This window comes from Psychromonas sp. KJ10-10 (assembly GCF_047323245.1).
In the GTDB taxonomy this organism is placed as follows: Bacteria; Pseudomonadota; Gammaproteobacteria; order Enterobacterales; family Psychromonadaceae; genus Psychromonas.
Genome location: NZ_CP178826.1, coordinates 676,139 through 702,050 on the forward strand (window position 1 = coordinate 676,139; position 25,912 = coordinate 702,050).

The following is a 25,912-nucleotide window of genomic DNA, read 5'->3' on the forward strand; positions in this document are numbered from 1 at the left end:
ATAAATGTACTAATTCGGTGATACGAATCACTTTGTTTAAAAAAGCACAATTACATAAGAAGTTTATTTAACTAAAACGTTTTAGAATAGGCAAAAAAGAGGGTCTATGAAAAAGAATTTAAAACCTACACTTAAAAATATTGCCTCACAACTCGGTGTCTCAACGGCAACGATTTCTAATGCTTTTAATAAACCAGATCAACTCTCTGCTAAGTTAAGAGATGCCATTTTACAATACTGTGAAGAAGTCGGTTATCTCGGTCCAAGTATGGCGACAAGGAGTTTACGAACTGGAAAAACAGGTGCCTATGGCATTATTTTATCCGATGATTTATCTCAGTCTTTAATGAATCCAGTCGCTAATCAATTCTTAAGTGCTATTGCGGCTGTTTTTGATGAGCAACATGTGAATATGTTATTACTCGCTTCTGACCCTCAAAACTATTTGGTGAATCAGATAGACACGCTTGCCGATGGCTTTATTGTTTATGGGCAACCAAAAGATAGTCGTATTTTGATACGTCTTGAAAAACAAAATAAACCAATTGTCACCGTAGATTTTGCTTATAAAGATTATCCCTCCATTAATATTGATAATCATGATGCGACTTATCGTATTGCTAAATATGCTATTGAAAAATCACAGGCAAGTATTATTCATCCTGTTGTCTTAGGTTTACACCTAATGCGAGATAATCATTCCACTTCTATTGATCATAATAAATTATTTAATCCCTTAGAATCTATTAGCCGTTGCCGTTTAGAGGGTTATAAGCAGGCTTTAGAAGAAGCAAATATCGAGTTGACTGAGCAGTCTATTTGGCAAATAGAGCCCTATGAAGAGCGTATTATCAAAACCATTATTCGAGGCATTATCAGCGCAACTGAACCGGTTAATTTATTATTATGCATGAGTGACAAAATTGCTATTCGTTGCTTTAGAAGTGGCTCAAGAGTTACAAATCAACATACCTAATGATTTACAGATCCTTGGATTTGATGGCATAGCGACTGCCTTGGAAAATAATTTAACTACCATTGCCCAGCCGATTCAAGAAAAGGGCATGTTAGTCGCACAGGTCTGTTTAGGCATAAAAGCTAAACAGTCGATAATACTTAATACAGAGTTAATCGTTAATACTAGTGCGTAGTTTTAATATCTGCATAGACCTGCTTTGAAAAGTAATGAGGAACTTTTATATGAAAGGTGTATTAGAGAAAAAGTGGTGGCACAACGGTGTTGTATATCAAATTTATCCACGTAGCTTCAACGATAGCAATGGTGATGGCATTGGGGATATTCCTGGCATTATCGCTAGGCTTGAACATATTAAAGCACTCGGTGCGAATATAATTTGGCTCAGTCCAGTTAATCAATCACCAATGGATGATAACGGATATGATATTTCTGACTATTATCAAATCGCCAGTGAATTTGGCACCATGGAAGATATGGAAAGGTTAATAGCAGAAGCCCAAAAACACGATATCAAAATTTTAATGGATTTAGTGGTTAATCATACCTCAGATGAACATCCTTGGTTTATTGAATCCAAAAGTAGCTTAGATAACCCTAAGCGAGACTGGTATATCTGGAAAGATGCTAAAGATGACGGCAGTGAGCCAAATAACTGGGAGTCTTTTTTCACCCCTAAAGCTTGGCAGTTTGATGACACAACTCAACAGTATTATTTGCATCTATTTAGTAAAAAACAACCAGACTTAAACTGGGCGAACCCTGAAGTGCGTGAAGCCATTCATGATGTTTTACATTTTTGGTTGAAAAAGGGCATTGGCGGATTTCGTATGGATGTGATCAATATGATTGGTAAACCCTCTGATTTTCCCGATGCGACCATTTTTGATCAGGGGGTAGCTGGTTGGGAACATTGGGCTAATAATCTATTGTGTCATCAGTATTTACGTGAAATTAATGAAAAAGTATTATCTCACTATGATGTGATGACAGTTGCGGAAACACCCTTTACAACAACTTTAGATGGGCAATTTTATTCAAACCCAGCTCGCAATGAAGTGAGTATGATTTTCCATTTTGAGCATGTCAGCATTGATAGAGAAGAGCATAATGCAGTGCGTAAACCATTTGACTTAGTTGAATATAAAGAAATCATGAGTCGTTGGCAGAATGACCTTTATAAAAGAGGTTGGAACAGCTTATATTGGAGTAATCATGATCAACCTCGTCCGGTCTCGCGTTATGGTTGTGATAGTGATGCATATCGAACTATTAGTGCCAAAATGCTGGGTACGGTTGCTCATATGATGAGTGGTACACCTTATGTGTATCAAGGTGAAGAAATCGGTATGACTAACAAAACCTTTAATGATATTAGTGAATTTAATGATTTAATGGCGAAGTTTCATTATCAAAAAATACTTGCTAGTGGTCGCACATCTGAACAAGCGATGGCATTCCTCAATTACTTTTCACGTGATCATGCGCGTTTACCTATGCAGTGGGATAACAGTGAAAATGCAGGTTTTACAACGGGCACGCCTTGGTTGGCATTAAATACTAATCAAAGTGAAGTTAATGCTGAAAAAGAAGTATTGGATGAAAATTCGATTTTTCATTATTACCAAAAGCTTATCGCTCTGAGAAAGTCAGTTGAATATGGGGAGATCATTACTTATGGTCAATATCAGTTAATCGATGCCGATGATAAGGAAGTGTATGCTTATCAACGCGCTTACAATGGTCAAACCCTATTAGTGATTGCAAACTTTGGGGAAAATAAGTTAATAAGAGATTACCAAGGAGAGGTTAAAAAGGTTGTATTAAATAACTATGAAGAGGAACTGGTAAATATTAATGCACTTGAGTTGAAACCATACCAAGCGATGGTGATAGATATTAGTCAATAATAACTAAGAAAAGAGCCTCATTGTTATGCAAATAATCAATGAGGCTCTTTGTCAGTGTTTAGCTAATGCTTTGCACTTCTGCTTCTGTTAAATAACGCCACTCACCTAAATCAAGGTTGTCATCTAAGATTATTTCACCAATTTTTTCGCGATGAAGTTCAATCACTAAATTACCCACAGCGGCAAACATACGTTTAACTTGATGGTATTTTCCTTCGCTGATAGTGAGTAATACTTCTGTTTCCGAAATAACTTCTACTTCAGCAGGTAAACAGGGTTGTGGTTCGCTATTAAGTTGAACACCTTGTTGTAGTTGCTCGATAGCTTCCGGGGTGATCACCGCATCTAATCCAACACGATAGCATTTTTTACATTTGTTTCGTGGGCTAGTTACTTTATGAGACCATTGACCATCATCAGTGATAAGGGTTAATCCAGTAGTATCTGCATCTAAACGGCCAGCAACAAAAAGTTGTTCTTTTTTATCGACTTCAATTAAGTTAAAAATACTTGGTAACTGTTCATCCACATTAGAACAAATAAAGTCCTGTGGTTTGTTGAGCATAATATAGCGCAAGCCACGCACAGAAATAATATCACCATCAAAACGAATAACTTCATCTTCAGTTGTTTTATAAGCACTGCTTCGCACTACTTTATCATTAATTTTAATGCGTCCTTGACTAAGGACTTTTTTAGCTTGGCTTCGAGTTAAGGTGGTGGACTCACATATGTATTTATCTAGACGCATTTTATTCTTCTGTAATATAAGGTGTAGTTAATAGCTTGATGCTATTTCGTAATTCATTCTGAGCCTGTTTTTTACCTGTGTAGAGGTTATTCTCACAAATATCTGCCCAGCTTCTGTTTTGTAATATTTTTTGTATTGTAAGTGTTTGCTGTTTTTTATCTAGTAAAGAAAGGTCACTGTGCATAATAAGCATAATTAAATGATGCTCGACAAAGTCATAGGGTAAGTTTCCAGTGCAATAACTATTAAGTAATGGGTGCTGATAATTATCGTTACAGCATTCAGTTAATAACAAAGCTATTAACTCACTATCAAATAGTGATAACTGACGAGAAATTTGTACTGCTAACTGCGACTGGAATTGTTGCTTAATGCTTTTGTGTAATTGCTTGCCTCTTTCTGATAGCGGAAGATTAACCATAAAGGAATGTGTACCACTACTTTTGTCTTTACTGCTACCAATACGTAACGTTGAAAATTGATTTTTATGCCAAAAACGAAGTAATTCTAATGTTGCACCAAAGGATGCGCATAGATGGTCAAACTGCTCTTTGACTGCCCAATCCTTTATTTGTTGTATAAACAGTTTCCCTAAACCCTGTTGTTGTATCGCAGGATGAGTTGCTATGCGTTGAATACGGGCATATTTATGTGTCGTCGCTTGTGGTTGAGCACAATGAAAAGTAAGGGATTGAGCGATAAGGTGCCCCTTAAGGCGTCGCTTTCCCTGATATATTTGCTCTGCTATCTGTTTCTCTAACTGTCCTTCGTGATTGATTAATGCCACAGCAAGTAATTGCTGTTTTTGCTTTAACAATAAAATAGAAAGTAGAGGATCGTTTAGTAACATTTCTAAGTCAGAGGGTTTAGTCTGATAATGTGCAGTCACTAAAAGTGAAAATACCTCTGTTAATAAGTCATGATCTGATGATAACTCTTCGCCAGTAACGATTAAGCATTGTACTTGTGCAGATTTATCATAAATGGGAGAAGGGGACTTACTTTCAGTTAAACACAGATGTTGTAAGGTAAATTGCTCAAGTGGGTCATCTTTACCCCAACGAATAGGCTGGTCAATATGTAAAGTACGCATTTGTGGCGTAATTTCTTTTAAGCGTTTTTGAAAACGCAAAGCAAAACCACGGCCAGACCCTTCGTAACCATGTAATGTCGTAGAAAAGACTAAACGAGAGTAATGCTTGCTTAGGGTTTCTAATATTGGTACTGGTAATCGCATTTGCCTCATCGATAATCAGTAAGTCGCACTTAGGTTTTTCTTTGCACAATAGATCTGGCGCAATGAAATTGATATTTGTTGACTGTCCAGCATGTTTGAACAGAGTTTGTGTAGCTTGCTTGTTTGGTGCGCAAACTAAAATGCTTTGATAACCCATTTCGATTAGTTGTTTGGCGGCTAAACCAAGTGCGGCAGATTTTCCTCTACCTCTATTAGCAGTCAATACCAGTGGGCGACGTCGATGCCCAGTAACGGTTTTTATAATTGCATTGATGGCTGTTTTCTGTTGCTCAAGTCGCAATTGAGGCAATTCATTTGAAGAGTTTAAGTTTAATAAAGGTAAAGACTCGCCCTCATGAATGGTTAAAAAGCCACATTGATTGAATTGTTTATCTATATAAGTATAAAAATGATCTTTGTTATCGATACTACTAGGGCAGAGCAAAATCAATGTACCGCCCCCTCGTAATGTCCCTTCACTGGTCGCAAATAAATTAGCATCAAAGGAGTGTTGCGCGTTGATGATCAATAATGAGATCTCTTGGCCTAATATTTGTTGGTAATTAGTAGCAGAGATCCCTTCTGGACAATCGCCTAACCAAAAAAAGTGTTTATCAGTCTGCTTGATTATTTGTTGGCACTGTTGATAGCACCAAGCTGTATCACCTTTTAAGCGTATTAGTTGACGATGGTTTTGATTGAGATTCATTTAGGCAGGTGATCCTATTGACTGAAATTAGTAAGGCAAGTCTAACAGAAGATCTTTTTGATTGCTTTTCAAACAAAACTTCAAAAATGACTTGTTATATTTAATCATTACTGTATGATGCTCCGACTTGCTTATGTAGCAGGCGGGCAACAGGCCCATAACCTTACTTGATTTTACAAGTATTGTTATCAAAAAGCTTCCGATTGGGAAGCAATAAGTTTGAATATGCACTTGAGATCTATCTTGGATAGGTTGTCAGGTGTTTATTTGTATGTCGTATTTTTAACTATTGGAGTTTTGGTCCATGCAGAACCAAAGAATCCGTATTCGCCTTAAAGCTTTTGATCATAAACTGATCGATCAATCAACGGCGGAAATCGTTGAAACTGCAAAGCGCACAGGTGCTCAGGTACGTGGTCCTATTCCACTACCAACTCGTAAAGAGCGTTTCACAGTATTGGTATCACCGCATGTAAATAAAGATGCACGTGACCAGTATGAGATCCGCACTCACAAGCGCTTGATTGATATCGTAGAACCAACTGAAAAGACTGTTGACGCACTAATGAAGCTAGATTTAGGCGCTGGCGTTGATGTTCAAATCAGCTTGGGTTAGAAAGGGAGTTACAACAATGACAATCGGTCTAGTAGGTCGTAAAATTGGTATGACTCGCATCTTCACTGAAGATGGTGTTTCTATCCCAGTTACAGTTCTTGAATGTACACCTAACCGCGTTACTCAAGTTAAATCACTTGATACAGATGGCTACCAAGCTATCCAAGTAACAGCTGGCACTAAGAAAGCTAGCCGTGTAACTAAGCCAGAAGCTGGACACTTTGCGAAAGCAGGTGTTGAAGCAGGCCGTGGTCTTTGGGAATTTCGTCTCAATGAAAACGAAGGTACAGATATCGTAGTTGGCGCAGAGCTAAGTGTTGAGCTTTTCAATGATATTACGAAAGTAGATGTAACAGGTCAGTCAAAAGGTAAAGGTTTCCAAGGCGGAATTAAGCGTTGGAACTTCTCTATGCAAGACGCTACTCACGGTAACTCATTATCACATCGTTCAAATGGTTCGATTGGTATGTGTCAAACTCCGGGTCGTGTTTTCAAGGGCAAAAAAATGTCTGGTCACATGGGTGCTGAGCGTGTAACGACTCAGAATCTTGATGTTGTTCGTATTGACGTTGAACGCAACTTACTGCTCATTAAAGGTGCAGTACCTGGTGCGAAAAACGGCGATGTGTTCATTAAACCTGCTGTTAAAGCATAACCAAGGATTTAGTAATGGAATTGGTATTGAAAGATGCACAAAGTGCACTTGAAGTTTCTGACGCTACCTTTGGACGCGAATTCAACGAAGCCCTAGTACATCAGGTAGTCGTTGCATATCGCGACTGGCGCTCGTCAAGGAACTCGTGCTCAAAAAACTCGTTCTGATGTACGTGGTGGTGGTAAGAAACCATGGCGTCAAAAAGGAACTGGCCGAGCTCGTGCTGGTACTATCCGTAGCCCTATCTGGGTTGGTGGTGGTGTTACTTTTGTCGCGCGTCCACAGGACCACAGCCAAAAAGTAAACAAAAAAATGTACCGTGGCGCAGTGAAAAGCATTCTGTCTGAACTTGTTCGTCAGGATCGTCTAATCGTTGTAGAAAACTTCAGCGTAGAAGCTCCGAAAACAAAAGAGCTAAAAGCTAAGTTAAAAGAAATGGAGCTGAAAGACGTTCTAATCATTACTGAAGAATTAGATGAAAATCTATTCTTAGCGACACGTAACCTTTACAAAGTAGATGTTCGTGATGTTCAAGGTATTGATCCAGTAAGTCTTATCGCTTTTGATAAAGTAGTGGTAACTGCAAGTGCAGTTAAAAAGATTGAGGAGAGCTTAGCATGATTAGTGAAGCACGCTTATTACAAGTGATCCTAGCCCCGCATATCTCTGAAAAGGGTACTTTATCTGCAGAAAATCATAATACTATGGTATTCAAAGTTGCAGGTACTGCAACTAAAGCAGAAATCAAAGCGACAGTTCAGAAACTATTTGAAGTTGAAGTGACTGGTGGTTCGCACACTAAACGTGAAGGGTAAAACCAAGCGTACAGGTCAACGTATGGGTCGCCGTAGCGACTGGAAAAAAGCATACGTTACTCTGGCTGAAGGTGCAGACATCGATTTCGCTGGCGCTGAGTAGAGGAATTAATAATGGCTATTGTAAAATGTAAACCTACCTCGCCAGGTCGTCGCCACGTTGTTAAAGTGGTAAATCACGAACTGCACAAAGGTAAGCCATACGCTCCACTTTTAGAGTCTAAATCTAAATCTGGTGGTCGTAATAATGGCGGTCGTATTACGGTTCGTCATATCGGTGGTGGTCACAAACAACACTATCGTTTAGTTGACTTCAAGCGTAATAAAGACGGTATTCCAGCAAAAGTTGAACGTTTGGAATATGATCCAAACCGTAGTGCAAATATTGCACTAGTACTTTACGCTGATGGTGAGCGTCGTTACATTTTAGCTCCTAAAGGGCTAAAATCTGGTGATGTTATCCAGTCTGGTGATGATTCGCCTATCAAAGTGGGTAACACTTTGCCAATGCGTAACATTCCAGTAGGTACAACAGTACACGCTGTAGAAATGAAACCTGCTAAAGGTGCACAAATTGCACGTTCAGCTGGTGCATACAGTCAAATCGTAGCTCGTGATGGTGCTTATGTAACTCTACGTTTACGTAGTGGTGAAATGCGCAAAATCTCTACTGAGTGTCGTGCAACAATCGGTGAAGTTGGTAATGCAGAACATATGCTACGCCAATTAGGTAAAGCTGGTGCTACGCGTTGGCGTGGTGTTCGTCCTACCGTTCGTGGTGTTGTAATGAACCCAGTTGACCATCCACATGGTGGTGGTGAAGGTAAGAGTAGTGGTGGTCGTCACCCTGTTTCTCCTTGGGGTGTCCCAACGAAAGGCTATAAAACTCGTAAGAACAAGAGTACTGATCAGTACATTGTTCGTCGTCGTAACAAGAAATAAGCAGAGGTATCGCCATGCCACGTTCTCTCAAGAAGGGTCCCTTCATTGACCTACACTTGCTGAAGAAGGTAGAGAAAGCGATGGAAAGCGGAGAGAAAAAGCCAATTAAGACTTGGTCTCGCCGTTCAATGATCATTCCAGATATGATTGGTCTAACCATCGCTGTCCATAACGGGCGTCAACACGTTCCAGTATTTGTAACCGACGAAATGGTCGGCCAAAAACTGGGTGAATTTGCACCAACTCGCACTTACCGTGGCCATGTCGCGGATAAGAAAGCGAAGAAATAGAGGTAATTATGGAAGCTTTAGCTAAACATTTATTCGCTCGTTCTTCAGCTCAGAAAGCGCGTCTGGTAGCAGATCAAGTACGTGGTCTTCCAGTTGAAAAAGCACTAGAACTTTTATCATACAGCCCTAAAAAAGCGACTGTTTTGGTTAAAAAAGTTGTAGATTCTGCAATTGCAAACGCTGAGCATAATGAAGGCGCTGACATTGATGAACTAGTTATCACAAAAATTTGTGTTGATGAAGGTCCAACAATGAAGCGCATCATGCTGCGTGCGAAAGGCCGTGCCGATCGCATTATGAAGCGTTCTTGCCATATCACAGTAGTGGTATCAGACAGGGGTTAAACAATGGGACAGAAAGTTCATCCTAACGGTATTCGCCTAGGTATCACTAAAGCATTTAGCTCTACTTGGTATGCAGGCACAAAGGATTTTGCTGATAACTTATACAGTGATCATGAAATTCGTAAATTTTTAACAGAGAAATTGAAAAATGCTTCTTTGTCTAAAATTACTATTGAACGTCCGGCGAAAAGCGTACGTGTGACTATTCACACAGCTCGTCCAGGTGTTGTAATTGGTAAAAAAGGCGAAGATGTTGAGAAGCTACGTACTGCTATTGCTAAAATGGCCGGTGTACCAGCTCAAATCAATATCTCAGAAGTTCGTAAACCTGAACTTGACGCAAAACTAGTAGCAGATTCAATCTCTTCTCAGTTAGAGCGTCGTGTAATGTTCCGTCGTGCTATGAAGCGTGCGGTTCAAAATGCTATGCGTTTAGGCGCTAAAGGCATTAAAGTTCAAGTTAGTGGACGTTTAGGTGGTGCAGAAATCGCACGTGCTGAATGGTATCGTGAAGGTCGTGTACCTCTACATACTCTTCGTGCAGATATCGATTACTCAACATCTGAAGCGTTAACTGTTTACGGTATCATCGGCGTTAAAGTTTGGATCTTTAAAGGTGAAGTTCTAGGTGGTTTACTACCTCAAGAAGAACAGCAACCTTCTAAACCAAAACGCAAAGGTCGCAAGTAGGAGTAATATCTAATGATGCAACCCAAACGTATGAAGTTCCGCAAAATGTTCAAAGGTACGCAACCGTGGTCTTTCGAAAGGTGCGGAAGTAAGCTTTGGTGAATTTGGACTAAAAGCTGTCGGTCGTGGACGTATTACTGCTCGTCAAATCGAAGCGACACGTCGTGCAATGACTCGTCATGTGAAACGTCAAGGTAAAATCTGGATCCGAGTATTTCCTGATAAACCGATTACCGGCAAACCGTTAGAAGTTCGTCAAGGTAAAGGTAAAGGTAATGTTGAGTACTACGTTGCTCAAACTCAACCAGGTAAAGTCCTTTATGAAATGGAAGGTGTTCCTGAATCTTTAGCACGTGAAGCATTTGCTTTAGTGCTTGCTAAACTTCCAATAGCAACAACTTTTGTAACTCGTAAGGTGATGTAATGAAAGCTAACGAGCTTAAAGATAAAAGTGTTGAAGAGCTGAATGCTGAGCTTTTAAACTTATTACGTGAGCAATTTAACTTACGTATGCAGTTAAACACTGGTCAGTTAGAAAAGCCGCACTCAATTAAACAAGTGCGTCGTGACATTGCCCGTGTTAAGACAGTATTAAATCAGAAGGCAGGTGCGTAATGAGCGAATCTAATACTCGTACTCTTCAAGGTAAAGTTATCAGTGCAAAGATGGAGAAATCTATCGTTGTAGCAATTGAACGTAAAGTGAAGCACCCGTTATACGGTAAATTCATGAAGCGTACTACTAAGCTACAAGCACATGATGAAACAAACCAATGTAACGAAGGTGATGTTGTGCTAATTAGCGAATGTCGTCCTTTATCTAAGAGTAAATCTTGGACATTGGTATCAATCGTAACTAAGGCATAATTTAATTTTTTATTAAATTATAATCTAGTTATATATGTATAAACGGCGCTCTTTTACGAGTGCCGTTTTTTTGGACTATCTTTCTCTAAAAGTTGGTGGTATATTACCGCTCCCTGAATAATTAGGGGCTAAGCAACTCGAGAGAGTTAAGTCAATTGAATAATAGCGGAGCACTGTAATGATCCAAATGCAAAGTGTGCTGGATGTCGCCGATAATTCTGGCGCTCGACGCGTAATGTGTATTAAGGTCCTTGGTGGCTCGCATCGCCGTTATGCGACAATCGGTGACATTATCAAAGTTTCTGTAAGAGAAGCTATTCCTCGCGGTAAAGTGAAGAAAGGTGATGTTCATTCAGCTGTGGTTGTGCGTACCAAAAAAGGTGTACGTCGTCCCGATGGTTCTGTCATTCGTTTTGACCGCAACAGCGCGGTTATGTTGAATGCTAACAACCAGCCTATCGGTACACGTATCTTTGGCCCTGTAACTCGTGAACTTCGTAATGATAATTTCATGAAGATTGTTTCACTGGCGCCAGAAGTACTGTAAGGAATCGAAATGGCGGCAAAATTAAAGCGTGACGATGAAGTAATTGTAATTACCGGTAAAGATAAAGGTAAAACTGGGAAAATCTCTTCAGTTTTAGCAAACGGTAAAGTAATTATTGAAGGTGTAAATACTGTTAAGAAACACCAAAAGCCAAACCCACAAGCGGGCGTAACTGGCGGTATTGTTGAACAGGAAGCACCAATCGATGTATCAAATGTTGCGATCCTTAACTCGGAAACGGGTAAAGCGGATCGTGTTGGATTTAGACTTGAAGACGGCAAAAAAGTACGTTTTTTCAAATCTAATAATGAACTTGTGAAGTAACTGGAGTTTACGATGGCGAAACTGCATAATTTCTATAAAGACAACGTGGTGTCTGATTTGCAAAAGCAATTCGGCTATACGTCTGTTATGCAAGTCCCTCGAATAGAGAAAATCACCCTTAACATGGGTGTTGGTGAAGCACTGGCTGATAAAAAAGTCCTAGAGCACGCGGCGTCAGATATGGGCGCAATCTCAGGTCAAAAGCCAATGATCACTAAAGCACATGCGCTCAGTGGCAGGCTTCAAAATTCGTGAAGGCTACCCTATTGGTTGTAAAGTAACACTACGTGGTGCACGTATGTGGGAATTTTTGAGCGTTTGGTAACAATCGCAATCCCACGTGTACGTGATTTCCGTGGCTTAAATGCAAAAGCATTTGACGGCCGTGGTAACTACTCTATGGGTGTACGTGAGCAAATCATTTTCCCTGAAATTGATTACGATAAAGTTGATAAGATCCGTGGTTTAGATATCACGATCACTACATCAGCTAAGACTGACGAAGAAGGACGTGCTTTATTGACTGCGTTTAACTTCCCATTCCGTAAGTAAGGTGTAAATAATGGCTAAACAATCAATGAAAGCGCGTGAAGTAAAACGTTCGAAGCTTGTTGCTAAGTACGCAGAAAAACGTGCAAACTTAAAAGCAATCATTAGTGGTGTTAACTCTAGCGATGAAGATCGTTGGAATGCAGTACTGCGGCTTCAAACGCTACCTCGTGATTCAAGCTCTGCACGTCAACGTAACCGTTGTAACGTGACAGGTCGTCCACATGGTTATCTTCGTAAATTTGGCATGAGCCGTATTAAGGTTCGTGAGCATATGATGCGCGGAGAAATCCCTGGCCTTAAGAAAGCCAGCTGGTAATCAATTAATCACGGAGTAAATAGTTATGAGCATGCAAGATCCTATTTCGGATATGCTTACGCGTATTCGTAACGGTCAAGCGACAAGCAAAGTGTCTGTAAAGATGCCATCTTCTAAGCAAAAAGTTGCTATCGCAACTGTGCTTAAAGCAGAAGGTTACATCACAGATTTCTCTGTTGCTGGTGACACAAAGCCTGAATTAGAAGTTACATTAAAGTACTTCGAAGGCAAAAAAGTTATCGATACCCTAAAACGAGTTTCTCGTCCAGGCCTACGTATCTACAAAGGTGCGTCTGACTTACCAAAAGTTATGGCTGGTTTAGGTATCGCGATTGTTTCAACTTCACAAGGTGTAATGACTGACCGAGTTGCGCGTAAAGCAAGCATCGGCGGTGAAATCATCTGTTACGTATCATAAGGAGTAGTATATGTCTCGTATAGCTAAGGCACCTATTACTCTCCCTGCTGGCGTAGAAGTAAAAGTAAACGGTCAAGAGATCACTGTAAAAGGTGGTAAAGGCGAATTAGTTCGTACTCTTAATGATGCTGTTGTTGTTGACCTAACTGATGGTGTAGTTTCATTTGCACCAGCTGAAGGTTTTAAAGACGGTTGGGCACAAGCAGGTACTGCACGTGCTAACGTTAACAATATGGTAATTGGCGTAGTTGATGGCTTCAAGAAGACTCTTCTTCTTCAAGGTGTTGGTTACCGTGCACAAGTTAAAGGTCAAGATATTAACCTAACTTTAGGTTTCTCTCATCCTGTTGTTTACACTCTTCCAAAGAGTATTTCTGCTACGGCTCCTAGCCAAACAGAAATCGTTCTTGAAGGGTCTGACAAACAAGAAATTGGCCAAGTTCGTTGCTGAGATTCGTGCATTCCGTCCACCAGAGCCTTATAAAGGTAAAGGTGTTCGTTACGCTGATGAAAACGTGCGTCGTAAAGAAGCGAAGAAAAAGTAAGGTAAGAACATGGATAAGAAATCATCTCGTCTTCGTCGTGCTACTCGCACACGTAAGAAGTTACAAGAGCTTGGTGCTACTCGTCTTGTGATCAACCGTACACCTCGCCATACTTACGCGCAGGTAATTACAGCTGACGCATTAGTCGTAGCAAGTGCTTCTACTCTAGAGAAAGAAGTACGTGCACAAGTGAGCAATGGTGGTAACAAAGAAGCGACTCAACTAATTGGTAAATTAGTTGCAGAGCGTGCGGCAGAGAAAGGAATTACTAAAATTTCTTTCGACCGTAGCGGTTTCCAGTACCACGGTCGTGTAGCGGCATTAGCTGAAGCGACTCGTGAAGCTGGTCTTCAGTTCTAAGGGTAAAGATTATGTCTAATAAAGTAGAATCTCAAGCCGGTGATCTGAACGAAAAGCTAATCGCAGTGAACCGTGTTTCAAAAGTAGTTAAAGGTGGTCGTATCTTTAGCTTCACAGCACTAACAGTAGTTGGTGATGGCAATGGCCGTGTTGGTTTCGGTTACGGTAAAGCACGTGAAGTTCCAGCGACTATTCAAAAAGCTATGGAAAAAGCACGTCGCAATATCAGCGAAATCCAACTTAAAGGTAACACTCTGCAACATCCGATCAAGGGTCGTCACTCTGGATCTAAAGTGTATATGCAACCAGCATCTGAAGGTACTGGTATCATCGCAGGTGGTGCAATGCGTGCCGTGTTAGAAGTTGTTGGTGTACAAAACGTACTATCAAAAGCTTACGGCTCAACTAACCCAATTAACGTAGTTCGCGCTACGCTTGACGCACTAGAGAGCATGAACTCTCCAGAGCAGATTGCGACTAAGCGTGGCCTAAGTGTTAATGACTTACTGGGGTAATTAAGCATGGCTACTAAAACAATTAAAGTAACTCAAACCAAAAGTGCAATTGGCCGTTTACCAAAGCACCGTGCAACAATTACAGGTTTAGGCCTGCGTCGCATCGGTCACACAGTAGAGTTGGAAGATACTCCATGTGTACGTGGTATGGTTAATAAAGTATTTTACATGGTTAAGGTTGAGGAGTAATTATGAATTTAAATAATCTATCTCCAGCGACTGGTTCTAAACCTGTTGCAAAACGTGTTGGTCGTGGTATCGGTTCAGGATCTGGCAAAACTTGTGGTCGCGGCCATAAAGGTTTGAAATCTCGTTCAGGTGGTAAAGTACGTCCAGGTTTTGAAGGCGGTCAAATGCCTCTAAAACAACGTTTACCAAAATTCGGTTTTACATCTCGTAAATCTCTTGTTAGCGGTGAAGTTCGTTTGAACGAAATTGCTAAAGTAGAAGGCGATGTTGTGACAATTGAAACGTTGAAACAGGCAGGCCTACTTGTAAACACTGTTAAGTTTGCAAAAGTAGTTCTTTCTGGAGAAATCTCTCGTTCAGTTACAGTTAAGGGTCTTCGTGTAACGAAGGGTGCTCAAGCCGCAATTGAAGTCACGGGCGGAAAAATCGAGGAATAATAGGTAATGGCTAAGAAACCAGGGTTAGACCCTAAAGCAGTTCAGGGCAGTAATTTAAGCGAGCTTAAAACAAGACTTTTGTTTGTTTTAGGTGCGATATTAGTGTTCCGTATGGGCTCTTTTGTTCCGATTCCTGGTATTGACGCCGCTGTCCTAGCTGATCTATTTAATCAGCAGAAGGGTACCATCATAGAAATGTTTAACATGTTCTCTGGTGGTGCACTTGAACGTGCATCAATATTTGCACTGGGTATTATGCCGTATATTTCGGCTTCTATTATTATCCAGTTGATGACTGTTGTTCACCCTCCTTTAGCAGAGCTAAAGAAAGAAGGTGAGTCAGGTCGTCGTAAAATAAATCAATATACACGTTACGGTACTTTGGTTTTAGGTACGTTTCAAGCAATTGGTATTGCTACCGGTTTGCCATCGATGATGCCAGGTCTGGTTGAAAATCCAGGTATGGCATTTTATATCACGGCAGTTGTGAGCTTAGTAACAGGAACAATGTTCCTTATGTGGCTAGGTGAGCAAATTACTGAACGCGGTATCGGTAATGGTATTTCTATCATTATCTTTATAGGTATTATTGCTGGGTTGCCAAGTGCAATCGGGCAAACAGCTGAGCAAGCACGTCAAGGTGAAATTCATCTTCTAGTGTTATTAGCATTAACTGTGATTGTATTTGCAACGACTGCTTTTGTAGTATTTGTAGAACGTGGTCAACGACGTATCGTTGTTAACTACGCAAAACGTCAACAGGGCCGTAAGGTTTTTGTCGCGCAAAGTACTCACTTGCCATTAAAATTAAATATGGCTGGTGTAATACCTGCAATTTTTGCCTCGAGTGTTATCTTATTTCCTGGTACAATCGGCGCCTGGTTTGGTCAGACTGAAGGTTTAGGTTGGTTAACCGACGTTTCTTTGGCGTTACAGCCAGGGCAACCGTTGCATATGATGTTATATGCGATTGCTATTATCTTCTTTTGCTTCTTTTATACAGCGCTAACGTTTAACCCACGTGAAACGGCTGATAACTTGAAGAAAAGCGGTGCCTTTATTCCAGGTATACGTCCCGGAGAACAAACGTCTCGTTACATTGATAAAGTAATGACTCGCCTGACTTTAGCTGGCGCGTTATATATTACCTTTATCTGTTTGATTCCCGAGTTTATGATGGTAGCAATGAATACGCAGTTCTACTTCGGTGGTACTTCGTTATTAATTATCGTTGTTGTTATTATGGACTTTATGGCACAGGTCCAGACTCATTTGATGTCTAATCAATATGATTCTGTCTTGAAAAAGCTAACTTAAAGGATTACGGCAAGTAGCCTAATCTGGAAAAGTTATACTAACTACGGAGTGTTGCAATGAAAGTTCGTGCATCCGTTAAAAAAATCTGTCGTAACTGCAAAGTTATCAAACGCCACGGTGTGGTGCGAGTTATCTGTGTAGAGCCAAAGCATAAACAGCGCCAAGGCTAATTTAGATTTTGGATATATATTGCTTAGGTAGATTATCTACCTAAGCTATTTTTTGTTTGATAAATCCTCATTTGTAGAGTATCCTACCGGGCTTTTCGCAAATGAACTATTAATTTAAGGAGTGCATAGTGGCCCGTATCGCTGGCATTAACGTTCCTGATCATAAGCATGTTGTAGTTGCTTTAACTGCAATCTTTGGTATTGGTAAAACAAGCGCACAAAAAATCTGTGCTCGCTACTGGTTTTGCTGAATCAACAAAGCTTAGCGATCTGGAAGAATCACAAATCGAAGCTATTCGTACAGAAGTAGCTAATTTCACCGTTGAAGGTGATTTACGTCGTGAAGTATCTATGAACATCAAGCGTCTTATGGACCTTGGTTGTTACCGTGGTCTTCGTCACCGTCGCGACTTGCCTGTACGTGGACAGCGTTCTAAAACGAATGCTCGTACTCGTAAAGGTCCGCGCAAAGCAATTAAGAAATAAGGGTAAGAGATAATGGCTAAGACTCCAACTCGTGCTCGCAAGCGCGTTAAAAAGCAAGTCGCTGATGGTATGGCTCATATCCATGCGTCTTTCAACAACACAATCGTAACTATTACAGACCGTCAAGGTAATGCTCTTTCTTGGGCTACTGCAGGTGGTTCTGGTTTCCGTGGTTCTCGTAAATCTACTCCGTTCCGCTGCACAGGTTGTCGCAGAACGTGCTTGCTGAAGCGACGAAAGAGTACGGTCTTAAAAACGTAGAAGTTTTTGTAAATGGACCAGGACCTGGTCGTGAATCTTCGATTCGCGCACTAAACGCGACGGGTTTCCGTGTAACTAATATTACTGACGTTACACCAATCCCACATAATGGTTGTCGTCCACCGAAGAAACGTCGCGTTTAATCGCAACTTTCTAAGGCAATTGGAGAAAGAACAATGGCAAGATATTTAGGTCCTAAGCTTAAGCTTAGCCGTCGCGAAGGCACAGATTTATTTCTTAAATCTGGTGTTCGTGCGATCGATTCTAAGTGTAAAATCGATAATGCACCTGGTGTACATGGTGCACGTAAACCTCGTCTATCTGACTACGGTTTACAATTACGTGAAAAGCAAAAAGTTCGTCGTATGTACGGTGTACTTGAAAAGCAATTCCGTAACTACTACAAAGAAGCGACTCGTCTACAGGGCAACACTGGTGAAAACTTACTTCAACTTCTTGAAGGTCGTTTAGACAATGTTGTATACCGTATGGGTTTTGGTGCTACTCGCGCTGAAGCACGTCAATTAGTTAGCCATAAAGCGCTAATGGTAAACGGTACAGTTGTAAACATCCCATCTTTCAATGTGAAAGCAGGTGATGTTGTTTCAATTCGTGAAAAAGCTAAAAAGCAAGCACGTATTGGCGCCGCACTTGAGATAGCTGGTCAACGTGAAGCCCTTGGTTGGGTGAGTGTTGATACAACGAAGATGGAAGGCGCATTTACTCGTCAACCTGAACGTTCAGATTTATCTGCTGAGATTAACGAACAGTTAATCATCGAACTTTACTCTAAGTAAAGTTAACTGCTAAGAGAGGACACAAATGCAGGGTTCTGTAATTGATTTTCTAAAACCAAGGTTAGTTGATATTGAACAAGTCAACGCAACTAGAGCAAAAGTGACTTTAGAGCCACTTGAGCGTGGTTTCGGCCACACTCTAGGGAACGCACTTCGCCGCATCTTATTATCGTCTATGCCTGGCACAGCGGTAACGGAAGTTGAAATTGATGGTGTACAACATGAGTACAGCACCAAAGAAGGCGTGCAAGAAGATATTCTTGAGATTCTTCTTAACCTAAAAGGTCTAGCGGTTAAGCTTGAAGGTAAAAACGAAGTTCTAGTTAGTTTAACTAAATCTGGCGCTGGTCCTGTTACTGCAGGCGACATCATCCATGATGGTGATGTAGAGATAGTCAACCCAGAACATGTGATCTGTCATTTAACGGGCAATGCTGAAATCAGCATGCGTATTAAAATTGAATCAGGTCGCGGATATGTTCCAGCTTCATCACGTATTCATACTGAAGAAGATGAGCGTCCAATTGGTCGTCTATTAGTAGATGCGACTTTCAGCCCTGTTGAGCGTATTGCTTACAGTGTTGAATCAGCTCGTGTTGAACAACGCACTGATTTAGACAAACTCGTTATCGATATGGAAACGGATGGTACACTTGATCCTGAAGAAGCAATTCGTCGCGCAGCTACAATTCTAGCTGAGCAATTAGACGCATTTGTTGATTTACGTGAAGCAAGTACGCCAGTTGTTGAAGATGATAAACCTGAGTTTGATCCGATTCTTTTGCGCCCAGTAGATGATTTAGAGCTAACGGTTCGTTCTGCTAATTGTTTGAAAGCAGAAACGATTCACTATATCGGTGATCTGGTACAACGTACTGAAGTTGAACTTCTTAAAACACCTAACTTAGGTAAGAAGTCTCTAACTGAGATCAAAGATGTTCTTGCTTCACGTGGACTATCTCTAGGTATGCGCCTAGAAAACTGGCCACCAGCAAGCCTAATCGAAGATTAATATAGTAATCATCGAATAACGAATAATAAGGATTAAGTCATGCGTCATCGTCATAGTGGACGTCAACTTAACCGAAACAGTAGCCATCGTCAGGCTATGTTTCGCAATATGGCAAGTTCAATTGTAGAACATGAAGTAATTAAAACTACTTTACCAAAAGCAAAAGAACTTCGCCGTGTAGTTGAACCTTTAATTACACTTGCTAAAACGGATAGCGTTGCTAATCGTCGTTTAGCTTTTGCTCGCACGCGTGATAACGCTGTAGTAGCTAAATTATTTAATGAATTGGGTCCTCGTTACGAGGGTCGCCCTGGTGGTTACACACGTATCATTAAATGTGGTTTACGTACTGGTGATAAAGCTCCAATGGCTTACATCGAGTTTGTTGACCGTCCAGTAGTAGCAGACGAAGAAGCGTAAGCCTCTTTTAAACTACATTAAAAAAGCCGAACTTATGTTCGGCTTTTTTGTATCTAAAAAAGAATTTAGGCTATAAGGCTATAAGGCTATATGGCTATATGGCTATATGGCTATATGGCTATATGGCTATAAGGCTTTATGACTTTAAGCTTTCCAGCTTTCCAGCTTTCCAGCTTTCCAGCTTTCCAGCTTTCGAGCTTTCCAGCTTTCGAGCTTTCCAGCTATCTAGCTTTCCAGCCTTCGAGCTATTCATATTGCTTTAATCTAACTTCAACCGTTTTACTGATAAGTTTTGATAATTCTTCAAAACATACTTTACGAACACTATTATTACGGCAAACTAGACCAATTGTTCTACTTGGAATTGGGGCTTTAAAGCGTATGTATTTAATGCCTGCTTGATTTCGAGATTCAGGAATTGCCAATTGTGGCAAAAGTGTCAGTCCATTGTCAGCACTAATCATATGGCGTAAAGTTTCTAGGCTGGTTGCTTTAAAACTATTATCTTCAATAGCGCCTGCGGCAAAACAAAATCCCATTGCCTGATCACGTAAACAATGACCATCTTCTAACATTAATAAATGTTCGCCTGAAAGTTGATCGATTTCTACCGATTCTTTATTCGCCCAAGGGTGCATCTCTGAAAGTGCAAGCTCCAAAGGTTCATTATAAAGTGTGTATTGTAGTAACCCTTCCATCCCTGGTAAGAGTGCAAGCATCAAGCAATCTAATTCGCCTTCCTCTAGTTGTTTTATTAACACGTCGGTTTGACCTTCGTGCAGATATAACTCTAAGTCAGGGAAATGTTTTTTCATTGTTGGAATAATAAGCGGCAACAAATAAGGTGCAACAGTAGGAATAAGCCCGATATGTAACGTGCCTTGCATGGGTTCATTATGGCTTTTTGCAATTTCTTTAAGTGCTTTAGCCTCCATTAAAATTGTTTTTGCTTTGCTCACAATATCTAAGCCAGCTTGTGTAAAGATAACTTTACGAGAAGAGCGTTCCATTAGTTGAACATTTAATTCTTCTTCGAGTTTACGGATTTGTCCACTTAGAGTTGGTTGGCTGACAAAGCATTTTTCAGCGACTTTACGAAAGTGTTTCAGCTCTTCAAGTGCGATCAAGTATTCTAAATCTCTAAAGTTCATTTTATCTTTCCTGTATCAAGTATTGTGGCATAGCAATTGCTTTACCTGATTTGTCACAACAATTTTTTGGCGAGGAGCTTATTATGATGCAATTAATTCAACGTGTAAAAGAGCAACAGGGGATTACACTAATCATCGCTTGGATGTGTATCGTCTGTGCAACTCTATTAGTTATCCCTGTTTCTATCGTACAATTCTCTGGTACCGCTGAATGGTCTCAATTATACACCCCATATGTTTGGGTTATCGCATTATTAACCAGTACATTTTTTATAACACACTTTATCAACTGGATATTCAGTTATTTTAAAGAAGAATTGACACGTCGCCGAGAAGCAATCTCAAGAAATATGATGATCAGACGTTTAGATTTTGAAGAAAAGGCTGTTTTACGTGAGTTTATTATCCAACGTAAAAACGTTCTAGCTTTACCAATGCGTGAACTAGCTGTCAGTAATTTGTTAAAATCAGGTGTTTTAGTGCCTGCACAGGAAACTCAAGAGATTAAAGGCGACGCACGTATTATCAAGCTTTCTATCGCAGTTGATGCACGAGAGCAGTTAACTCATAAAGTGCTTGGCTTACCTGTTGGAAAATTGACGGAAGAAGAAGCTAATCAATTAAAATCAGCCCGACCGGATTATGCTCGCAGTAACTATATCCCTCTTCGAGATTAAACCTTTAATTAGCTCTCCTGTTTATCAATAAAAATATTCAATTAAGAGGCGCAATGCCTCTTTTTATTTCCGTTATTATCCACTTGCTTTGCAGTTTGGATTAGTGACTGATAAAAGCATTTTGATTGGTAACAGCAATATCTTATAATAGCTTTTTTGTAAATTTTAGAGAGTTAATATGTCACCTGAACGCTTTACTCGTATTACCAGTATGCTTGCTCATCGCCAACCCGAATTAACTGTATTCTTAGAGCGTGTTCATAAACCTCATAATTTAGTCGCTATTGTACGTACTGCAGATGCAGTCGGTGTGAGTGATGTGCATGCTACATGGGAAGATAAAAAGATGAAGTTGGCAGGTAATAAAAGCGCAACGGGTAGTCAGAAACTGGGTAACGGTTCATTCTCATGATTCTACTGTAGAGGCAATTCAAGCATTACGTGAAAAAGGTATGCAGATTATTGCTACTAACTTATCGGATACTGCTATTGATTTTAGAGAGGTTGATTACTCCATTCCAACAGCTGTTATCTTAGGACAGGAAAAAACAGGTATTAGTGATGAAGCGTTAGCCTTAGCGGATCAAGATGTGATTATTCCCATGGTTGGTATGTGTCAATCCCTAAATGTATCAGTCGCATCAGCTTTAATCTTATATGAAGCTCAACGTCAGCGTGAATTAGCAGGTATGTATAATGGTGAGGCACGTTTACCAGATGAAGAAGTTCACCGTATTCTATTTGAGGGTGGTCATCCGATTTTTACTAAATTATGTAAAGAGAAGAATTTACCCTATCCTCCATTAGATGATGAAGGGCAAATTAATGCAAGCGATGAGTGGTGGGAAGCTATTCGTTCTAGTAAAACTAAAAAGTAGGATACTAGATTGAAACTATTTGAGGCTCGTTTATTAGTTGAAGGGTTACGCGTTACTGAGGCTAATTCATTAACTTTGCCACAAGGTATTAAAGTCAATGGAGATAAAACCTTTGAATCCCTTTTAATTGAACGCGCCCAAAATCATCAACAACGTTTAAACATCGAAACCTTATTTGCTCATTTTAAAAAAATTAGTGCTAATATTTTTTGGTTGTTATCTATATTTACCTTTTTTCTAGGTGCTTTTGCAGTTCGTAATGTTTTGTTTGCAGAGCCTTCTAATTCAGTTAATTTCTTTTGGGCATTTGCATTATTTTTTATACCTAATATAGCAATGTTAATAGTTTGGTTGTTGTTTTTTATACGTCCCGCAGTGATACAAAACAGTGGTCTTGCTCGATTTTTTTAATGATATTAAAGCAGTTCGAGCGTCTTTTTAATAAACATTTAACCCAGAAAACAGATTATCAACCTTTATTCCTGTGTTATTTTAATATCTATTTTGGCAAAGTATTAGGGCGTCATCAGCTTTCGAAATTAACGCACTTATTATGGTTAAGTTATTTTATTGGGGCGACATTAATGTCTGTTGTTATGCTTGCCACACATCAAGTTGATTTCATTTGGCAAACCAGCATATTGTCCTCAGAGGCTTTTGAAGCACTGACCAACTTGTTAGCTTATTTACCACAACAATTAGGTTTATCGGTTCCGTCTATAGAACAGATCCAACAAAGCAATGTACTCACTGATAATCTACTTGATGCTGAAGATAGACGTTTAGCTTGGTCAAGTTTGTTAATTAGTAGTTTGTTTTTATATGGCTTATTACCAAGGCTCGCTTTGTTTCTAGTTATGAGTCAAAGTTTAAAAAAGAAGAAGGCGACTTATCAGCTTGATTTGAGTGATGCTTATTATGTGCGTTTAAGACAAATATTGAAACCCAACAAAACCGTGTTAGGAGTCACTGATCCAGACAATGAAGAAAAACTTGTTAAACACCAAACACAGCCAGTACATTTGTCTTCTGAAAATGATTTTTTAACCACTGAGCATTATCCTATTGCAATTGAGCTGTCGCTAGTTCAATTGGATTTTGCAAAACAACATTTACAAGTGCAAGGTTCAGAGTTTGTTTCTGAATTGATTAATGCCTGTGATCGTCAATCTCAGCAATCTGCCATAAGTGCTCTGGCTGATCATAAAGGTCACGAAATAGCGCTTTACGTTTCTATGAGTCGTTTACCCGATAGAGGTTTGAAACGCTTTATCAGTGAATTAACCTCTCTATCAACTGCGCAATTTAAGTTATTTATGATTATAGAAAATGAGCATCATCAACAACGTGATAATGACTGGTATCAATTAGCTAAAAATGTTGGTATTGAATTAGATAATATTATTCATATCGAAGTTGGAGATATAAAACATGAGTGATTTATCGGTTGCCGTTGTGGGTCATGCAAATGCCGGAAAAACGTCACTTATGCGTACCTTGCTTCGTGATAGTGACTTTGGTGAAGTTGCTGATCAAGCTGGTACAACTCGCCATGTTGAAGGCGGTGCGTTATTAATCGATGAAACAAAACGCTTAGCGTTATTTGATACACCAGGATTAGAAGACTCGATTGCCTTGTTATCTATCCTCAGTGACTTCTTTGCAAATGAAAAAGTTGATGGCATAGAACGCCTACAATATTTTATTAGTCATTTGAGTGATTACCCAGATCTACAGCAGGAAGCAAAAGTACTGCGTGCGCTACTGAATAATGATCTTATTTTTTATGTGATAGATTTACGTGAGCCAATATTAGGCAAATATCAAGATGAACTTAAAATTCTAAGTTATGCCGCTAAGCCCATTATTCCCGTGCTTAATTTTACTCAAGTTGATGAAGAAAATAGTCAAGCTTGGAAAAACCAACTAGCGCGCCTTAATTTTCATGCCTATGTTAGTTTTGATAATGTGCACTTTAAATTTTCCGACGAATTGAAAATTTATAAAAAGATGCAAACTATGCTAGCGGATAAAGAGGCATTTTTAGAGGATTTAATTAAGCTTCGCGAGTTGCAATGGAATGAGACTTTTAATAGCGCAAAAAAGTTGGTTGCAAATTTATTTATTGAAGCCAGCTGTGTGCGATATCAAGCAGAAAATAATGAATCTGCAATTAGTCAAAAAACGCTTTTATTACAGACAATCAGTACGCCAAGCTGAAAATCGTTGTGTAAAACAGTTACTACAGCTTTATCAATTTCGTCAGTCAGATTTACAAGACAGTGAATTACCCGTACGCCAAGGAAACTGGGAATTAGATTTATTTTCTAGCGATAACTTGCAAGCCTTTGGTATCGATCTAGGTGGCCATATTGCGAAAGGAGCAGGTATTGGTGTTGCTATTGATGTTGCCGTTGGAGGAATTACTTTAGGTGCGGTAGCTTTAAGTGGTGGCCTTGTTGGTGCATTGTGGGGCGTTAAACAGCGCTATTACGATGAAATAGAAGCGAAAATTAGAGGCAAACGTTACCTCTGTGTTGATGATGCGACTCTACAGGTATTGTGGCTTAGACAGTTAACCTTATTAATGACGTTACAACAACGAGGTCATGCAAGCTTCAATAAAATTGAACTGCAAGCGAGTACTTCATTAAGTGCTGATAATCTACCCCAAGATTGGGGTAGATATTTGAGCCAGTTGCGCTCACATCCAGAATGGTCTTCATTAAATAAAAGTTATCAGGGTAACTCTGATAAACGTGAGCTTTTGTTAAAGCAATTAGCGGATGATATGCACGCAGATAATTAACATTGATTACAACCAATCAGTTAAGGAAATACCGATACCAACAGTATTGGTATATTCGTTATATTCGAGCAAACTATTGCCATAACCACTAAATATTTGAAAATAACCTCTCACTTTATTATGTAATGGAAAACTCCATGAGGCTCTTACAGAGCCTTTACTAAAGCCACTTTCTAGATTGTTTCTACTTATTAAGCTAAAGGTATGCTCTGCAAGCTTGTAAGCAAGAGTTACCTTTCCATGACCATAATAATCAATTAAATCGGGGTTATTATCTTCACTTTCATCTTCACTAAAACGCATCCAAGGATTAAGGGATACGACGAAATTACCATTCTCGAAGACAAAGTCTGCATTTAACCGGTTCCAACTGCGTGATAAGGGCTCAGTACGGCCATTTGACTGATGGGTAAACCCTGCAGAAGCAAACTTAAACTCCCAGCCTGCTAGCAGGGGTTTATCTAGTTGCCAAGTCGCAAAAAGTTCTGGCTCATAATTGGTTTCACGAAAGGGTGATGAATTATCGGTATTGTAGGCCTGCCAAAATGACATTTGCGTATAACCAAAATACACAGAAATCGGTAAATCAGCTATGCCTATAACAATTGGAATTTTAAAGCTAATTTGAAATTCTACTTCTAAATCCTGCATCTCATTTTCACCACTTTCATTTTCAGGGTAAATATCATAGGACGATATTTTTTCATTAAAAACAAAAGGGAGTAGATAATTTGGTTTATGTGGAATGAGTGAAAAGCTAAGATCTTGTAATTCTTTCTCTTCCTGAATGCGCTGATCAATCGCTGTTTCTTCTGCTTGAGTAATGCAACTAAAGATAAAAATCGTGATGGATATTAATAAACGCATTTATTTAACCTTGCTAAACAGTGTAAAGTGTAAGATGTCCGTTACCAATTAAGGTGCTGAATT

At 39.7% G+C, this 25,912-nt stretch carries 33 protein-coding genes and 9 pseudogenes; 37 read left to right on the forward strand and 5 right to left on the reverse strand.

Features of this window, described 5'->3' with window-relative positions; translation table 11 throughout:
• The first annotated feature begins 106 nt into the window (after positions 1-106).
• The 3 genes from ACLKMH_RS03975 to ACLKMH_RS03985 are packed head-to-tail and all read left to right on the forward strand — an operon-like array spanning position 107 to position 2,886.
• Positions 107-976: a LacI family DNA-binding transcriptional regulator gene (locus ACLKMH_RS03975; protein WP_413700957.1), complete on the forward strand. Its 870-nt coding sequence runs from the start codon at positions 107-109 to the stop codon at positions 974-976.
• On the forward strand, positions 945-1,151 hold the full coding sequence (locus tag ACLKMH_RS03980) for a substrate-binding domain-containing protein (protein WP_413700958.1): 207 nt from the start codon (positions 945-947) through the stop codon (positions 1,149-1,151). Before ACLKMH_RS03975 ends, ACLKMH_RS03980 begins: the two co-directional genes overlap by 32 nt.
• A 49-nt stretch (positions 1,152-1,200) precedes the next feature.
• Positions 1,201-2,886: a glycoside hydrolase family 13 protein gene (locus tag ACLKMH_RS03985; RefSeq protein ID WP_413700959.1), complete on the forward strand. Its 1,686-nt coding sequence runs from the start codon at positions 1,201-1,203 to the stop codon at positions 2,884-2,886.
• 58 nt (positions 2,887-2,944) lie between these two features.
• Here the strand turns inward: ACLKMH_RS03985 and rsuA are convergent, their stop codons facing one another.
• The 3 genes and pseudogenes from rsuA to ACLKMH_RS04000 all read right to left on the reverse strand — a co-directional run.
• The gene (gene rsuA, locus ACLKMH_RS03990) at positions 2,945-3,637 is read right to left on the reverse strand and encodes a 16S rRNA pseudouridine(516) synthase RsuA (protein WP_413700960.1); all 693 of its coding nucleotides are present in this window, start codon (positions 3,635-3,637) and stop codon (positions 2,945-2,947) included.
• Between the two features lies 1 nt (position 3,638).
• Positions 3,639-4,874: a GNAT family N-acetyltransferase gene (locus ACLKMH_RS03995; protein ID WP_413700961.1), complete on the reverse strand. Its 1,236-nt coding sequence runs from the start codon at positions 4,872-4,874 to the stop codon at positions 3,639-3,641.
• Between the two features lie 37 nt (positions 4,875-4,911).
• Positions 4,912-5,583, reverse strand: a pseudogene (locus ACLKMH_RS04000) (tRNA(Met) cytidine acetyltransferase TmcA domain-containing protein); the annotation flags it as partial.
• Between the two features lie 304 nt (positions 5,584-5,887).
• Here ACLKMH_RS04000 and rpsJ point away from each other — a divergent pair.
• The 28 genes and pseudogenes from rpsJ to rplQ all read left to right on the forward strand — a co-directional run bounded on the left by rpsJ (position 5,888) and on the right by rplQ (position 19,467).
• Positions 5,888-6,199 carry a 30S ribosomal protein S10 gene (gene rpsJ / locus ACLKMH_RS04005; RefSeq protein ID WP_413700962.1) on the forward strand — a complete coding sequence of 104 codons (312 nt, stop codon included), beginning with the start codon at positions 5,888-5,890 and terminating at the stop codon, positions 6,197-6,199.
• Between the two features lie 16 nt (positions 6,200-6,215).
• Positions 6,216-6,854: a 50S ribosomal protein L3 gene (gene rplC / locus ACLKMH_RS04010; RefSeq protein ID WP_413700963.1), complete on the forward strand. Its 639-nt coding sequence runs from the start codon at positions 6,216-6,218 to the stop codon at positions 6,852-6,854.
• 14 nt (positions 6,855-6,868) lie between these two features.
• Positions 6,869-7,475: pseudogene (gene rplD, locus ACLKMH_RS04015) on the forward strand (50S ribosomal protein L4).
• Positions 7,472-7,772 (forward strand): annotated as a pseudogene (gene rplW / locus ACLKMH_RS04020) (50S ribosomal protein L23). The pseudogenes rplD and rplW overlap by 4 nt, the downstream one beginning before the upstream one ends.
• An 11-nt stretch (positions 7,773-7,783) precedes the next feature.
• Entirely contained in the window at positions 7,784-8,611 is an 828-nt protein-coding gene (gene rplB, locus ACLKMH_RS04025; protein WP_413700964.1) for a 50S ribosomal protein L2, read from the forward strand.
• Positions 8,612-8,625: 14 nt separating this feature from the next.
• Positions 8,626-8,901 carry a 30S ribosomal protein S19 gene (rpsS, locus tag ACLKMH_RS04030; protein ID WP_101080515.1) on the forward strand — a complete coding sequence of 92 codons (276 nt, stop codon included), beginning with the start codon at positions 8,626-8,628 and terminating at the stop codon, positions 8,899-8,901.
• An 8-nt stretch (positions 8,902-8,909) separates the two neighbouring features.
• Positions 8,910-9,245 carry a 50S ribosomal protein L22 gene (rplV, locus tag ACLKMH_RS04035; protein ID WP_413700965.1) on the forward strand — a complete coding sequence of 112 codons (336 nt, stop codon included), beginning with the start codon at positions 8,910-8,912 and terminating at the stop codon, positions 9,243-9,245.
• 3 nt (positions 9,246-9,248) lie between these two features.
• Complete coding sequence (rpsC, locus tag ACLKMH_RS04040) at positions 9,249-9,935, forward strand: 30S ribosomal protein S3 (RefSeq protein ID WP_413700966.1); 687 nt, start codon at positions 9,249-9,251, stop codon at positions 9,933-9,935.
• Positions 9,936-9,947: 12 nt separating this feature from the next.
• Positions 9,948-10,359 (forward strand): annotated as a pseudogene (gene rplP, locus ACLKMH_RS04045) (50S ribosomal protein L16).
• Positions 10,359-10,550, forward strand: a complete 192-nt coding sequence (gene rpmC, locus ACLKMH_RS04050; protein ID WP_101109177.1) for a 50S ribosomal protein L29 — start codon at positions 10,359-10,361, stop codon at positions 10,548-10,550. The pseudogene rplP and the gene rpmC overlap by 1 nt, the downstream one beginning before the upstream one ends.
• The gene (gene rpsQ, locus ACLKMH_RS04055) at positions 10,550-10,801 is read left to right on the forward strand and encodes a 30S ribosomal protein S17 (RefSeq protein ID WP_413700967.1); all 252 of its coding nucleotides are present in this window, start codon (positions 10,550-10,552) and stop codon (positions 10,799-10,801) included. Before rpmC ends, rpsQ begins: the two co-directional genes overlap by 1 nt.
• Positions 10,802-10,979: 178 nt before the next feature.
• Positions 10,980-11,348 (forward strand): 50S ribosomal protein L14, encoded by a 369-nt coding sequence (rplN, locus tag ACLKMH_RS04060; RefSeq protein ID WP_413700968.1) that lies wholly within the window; start codon positions 10,980-10,982, stop codon positions 11,346-11,348.
• A 9-nt stretch (positions 11,349-11,357) separates the two neighbouring features.
• Entirely contained in the window at positions 11,358-11,672 is a 315-nt protein-coding gene (gene rplX / locus ACLKMH_RS04065; RefSeq protein WP_413700969.1) for a 50S ribosomal protein L24, read from the forward strand.
• Between the two features lie 12 nt (positions 11,673-11,684).
• Positions 11,685-12,224 (forward strand): annotated as a pseudogene (rplE, locus tag ACLKMH_RS04070) (50S ribosomal protein L5).
• Positions 12,225-12,234: 10 nt separating this feature from the next.
• A complete protein-coding gene (gene rpsN, locus ACLKMH_RS04075) occupies positions 12,235-12,540 on the forward strand; it encodes a 30S ribosomal protein S14 (protein ID WP_413700970.1) in 306 nt (101 codons plus the stop codon).
• Between the two features lie 25 nt (positions 12,541-12,565).
• Positions 12,566-12,958, forward strand: coding sequence for a 30S ribosomal protein S8 (gene rpsH, locus ACLKMH_RS04080; RefSeq protein WP_413700971.1), 393 nt, complete (start codon positions 12,566-12,568; stop codon positions 12,956-12,958).
• A 10-nt stretch (positions 12,959-12,968) separates the two neighbouring features.
• Positions 12,969-13,503, forward strand: a pseudogene (rplF, locus tag ACLKMH_RS04085) (50S ribosomal protein L6).
• Between the two features lie 9 nt (positions 13,504-13,512).
• A complete protein-coding gene (rplR, locus tag ACLKMH_RS04090; RefSeq protein ID WP_413700972.1) occupies positions 13,513-13,863 on the forward strand; it encodes a 50S ribosomal protein L18 in 351 nt (116 codons plus the stop codon).
• An 11-nt stretch (positions 13,864-13,874) separates the two neighbouring features.
• Complete coding sequence (rpsE, locus tag ACLKMH_RS04095) at positions 13,875-14,378, forward strand: 30S ribosomal protein S5 (RefSeq protein ID WP_413700973.1); 504 nt, start codon at positions 13,875-13,877, stop codon at positions 14,376-14,378.
• A 6-nt stretch (positions 14,379-14,384) separates the two neighbouring features.
• The gene (gene rpmD, locus ACLKMH_RS04100) at positions 14,385-14,567 is read left to right on the forward strand and encodes a 50S ribosomal protein L30 (protein ID WP_413700974.1); all 183 of its coding nucleotides are present in this window, start codon (positions 14,385-14,387) and stop codon (positions 14,565-14,567) included.
• Between the two features lie 2 nt (positions 14,568-14,569).
• Complete coding sequence (gene rplO, locus ACLKMH_RS04105; protein ID WP_413700975.1) at positions 14,570-15,004, forward strand: 50S ribosomal protein L15; 435 nt, start codon at positions 14,570-14,572, stop codon at positions 15,002-15,004.
• Positions 15,005-15,010: 6 nt separating this feature from the next.
• Positions 15,011-16,321, forward strand: coding sequence for a preprotein translocase subunit SecY (gene secY, locus ACLKMH_RS04110; protein WP_413700976.1), 1,311 nt, complete (start codon positions 15,011-15,013; stop codon positions 16,319-16,321).
• A 56-nt stretch (positions 16,322-16,377) separates the two neighbouring features.
• Positions 16,378-16,491: a 50S ribosomal protein L36 gene (gene rpmJ, locus ACLKMH_RS04115; RefSeq protein ID WP_011770886.1), complete on the forward strand. Its 114-nt coding sequence runs from the start codon at positions 16,378-16,380 to the stop codon at positions 16,489-16,491.
• Positions 16,492-16,619: 128 nt separating this feature from the next.
• A pseudogene (gene rpsM, locus ACLKMH_RS04120) lies at positions 16,620-16,977 on the forward strand (30S ribosomal protein S13).
• Between the two features lie 12 nt (positions 16,978-16,989).
• Positions 16,990-17,381 (forward strand): annotated as a pseudogene (gene rpsK / locus ACLKMH_RS04125) (30S ribosomal protein S11).
• Positions 17,382-17,414: 33 nt separating this feature from the next.
• Entirely contained in the window at positions 17,415-18,035 is a 621-nt protein-coding gene (rpsD, locus tag ACLKMH_RS04130) for a 30S ribosomal protein S4 (RefSeq protein ID WP_413700977.1), read from the forward strand.
• Between the two features lie 25 nt (positions 18,036-18,060).
• Positions 18,061-19,047 (forward strand): DNA-directed RNA polymerase subunit alpha, encoded by a 987-nt coding sequence (locus ACLKMH_RS04135; protein WP_101080496.1) that lies wholly within the window; start codon positions 18,061-18,063, stop codon positions 19,045-19,047.
• 39 nt (positions 19,048-19,086) lie between these two features.
• Positions 19,087-19,467: a 50S ribosomal protein L17 gene (gene rplQ / locus ACLKMH_RS04140; RefSeq protein ID WP_413700978.1), complete on the forward strand. Its 381-nt coding sequence runs from the start codon at positions 19,087-19,089 to the stop codon at positions 19,465-19,467.
• 245 nt (positions 19,468-19,712) lie between these two features.
• Here the strand turns inward: rplQ and oxyR are convergent, their stop codons facing one another.
• Positions 19,713-20,618: a DNA-binding transcriptional regulator OxyR gene (gene oxyR / locus ACLKMH_RS04145; protein ID WP_413700979.1), complete on the reverse strand. Its 906-nt coding sequence runs from the start codon at positions 20,616-20,618 to the stop codon at positions 19,713-19,715.
• Between the two features lie 83 nt (positions 20,619-20,701).
• On the opposite strand from oxyR, the gene ACLKMH_RS04150 reads away from it, so the two are divergent.
• From ACLKMH_RS04150 to ACLKMH_RS04175, 6 genes and pseudogenes are all read left to right on the forward strand, one after another.
• A complete protein-coding gene (locus ACLKMH_RS04150) occupies positions 20,702-21,295 on the forward strand; it encodes a superinfection exclusion B family protein (RefSeq protein WP_413700980.1) in 594 nt (197 codons plus the stop codon).
• Positions 21,296-21,473: 178 nt separating this feature from the next.
• Positions 21,474-22,173 (forward strand): annotated as a pseudogene (gene trmH, locus ACLKMH_RS04155) (tRNA (guanosine(18)-2'-O)-methyltransferase TrmH).
• A gap of 9 nt (positions 22,174-22,182) precedes the next feature.
• Positions 22,183-22,584, forward strand: a complete 402-nt coding sequence (locus tag ACLKMH_RS04160) for a hypothetical protein (RefSeq protein WP_413700981.1) — start codon at positions 22,183-22,185, stop codon at positions 22,582-22,584.
• Positions 22,584-23,612, forward strand: coding sequence for a DUF2868 domain-containing protein (locus tag ACLKMH_RS04165; RefSeq protein ID WP_413700982.1), 1,029 nt, complete (start codon positions 22,584-22,586; stop codon positions 23,610-23,612). The genes ACLKMH_RS04160 and ACLKMH_RS04165 overlap by 1 nt, the downstream gene beginning before the upstream one ends.
• Positions 23,605-24,393, forward strand: a complete 789-nt coding sequence (locus ACLKMH_RS04170) for a DUF3482 domain-containing protein (RefSeq protein WP_413700983.1) — start codon at positions 23,605-23,607, stop codon at positions 24,391-24,393. Before ACLKMH_RS04165 ends, ACLKMH_RS04170 begins: the two co-directional genes overlap by 8 nt.
• On the forward strand, positions 24,335-24,982 hold the full coding sequence (locus ACLKMH_RS04175; protein WP_413700984.1) for a DUF3482 domain-containing protein: 648 nt from the start codon (positions 24,335-24,337) through the stop codon (positions 24,980-24,982). Before ACLKMH_RS04170 ends, ACLKMH_RS04175 begins: the two co-directional genes overlap by 59 nt.
• Before the next feature lie 6 nt (positions 24,983-24,988).
• Here the strand turns inward: ACLKMH_RS04175 and ACLKMH_RS04180 are convergent, their stop codons facing one another.
• Entirely contained in the window at positions 24,989-25,849 is an 861-nt protein-coding gene (locus ACLKMH_RS04180) for a phospholipase A (protein ID WP_413700985.1), read from the reverse strand.
• Between the last annotated feature and the right edge of the window lie 63 nt (positions 25,850-25,912).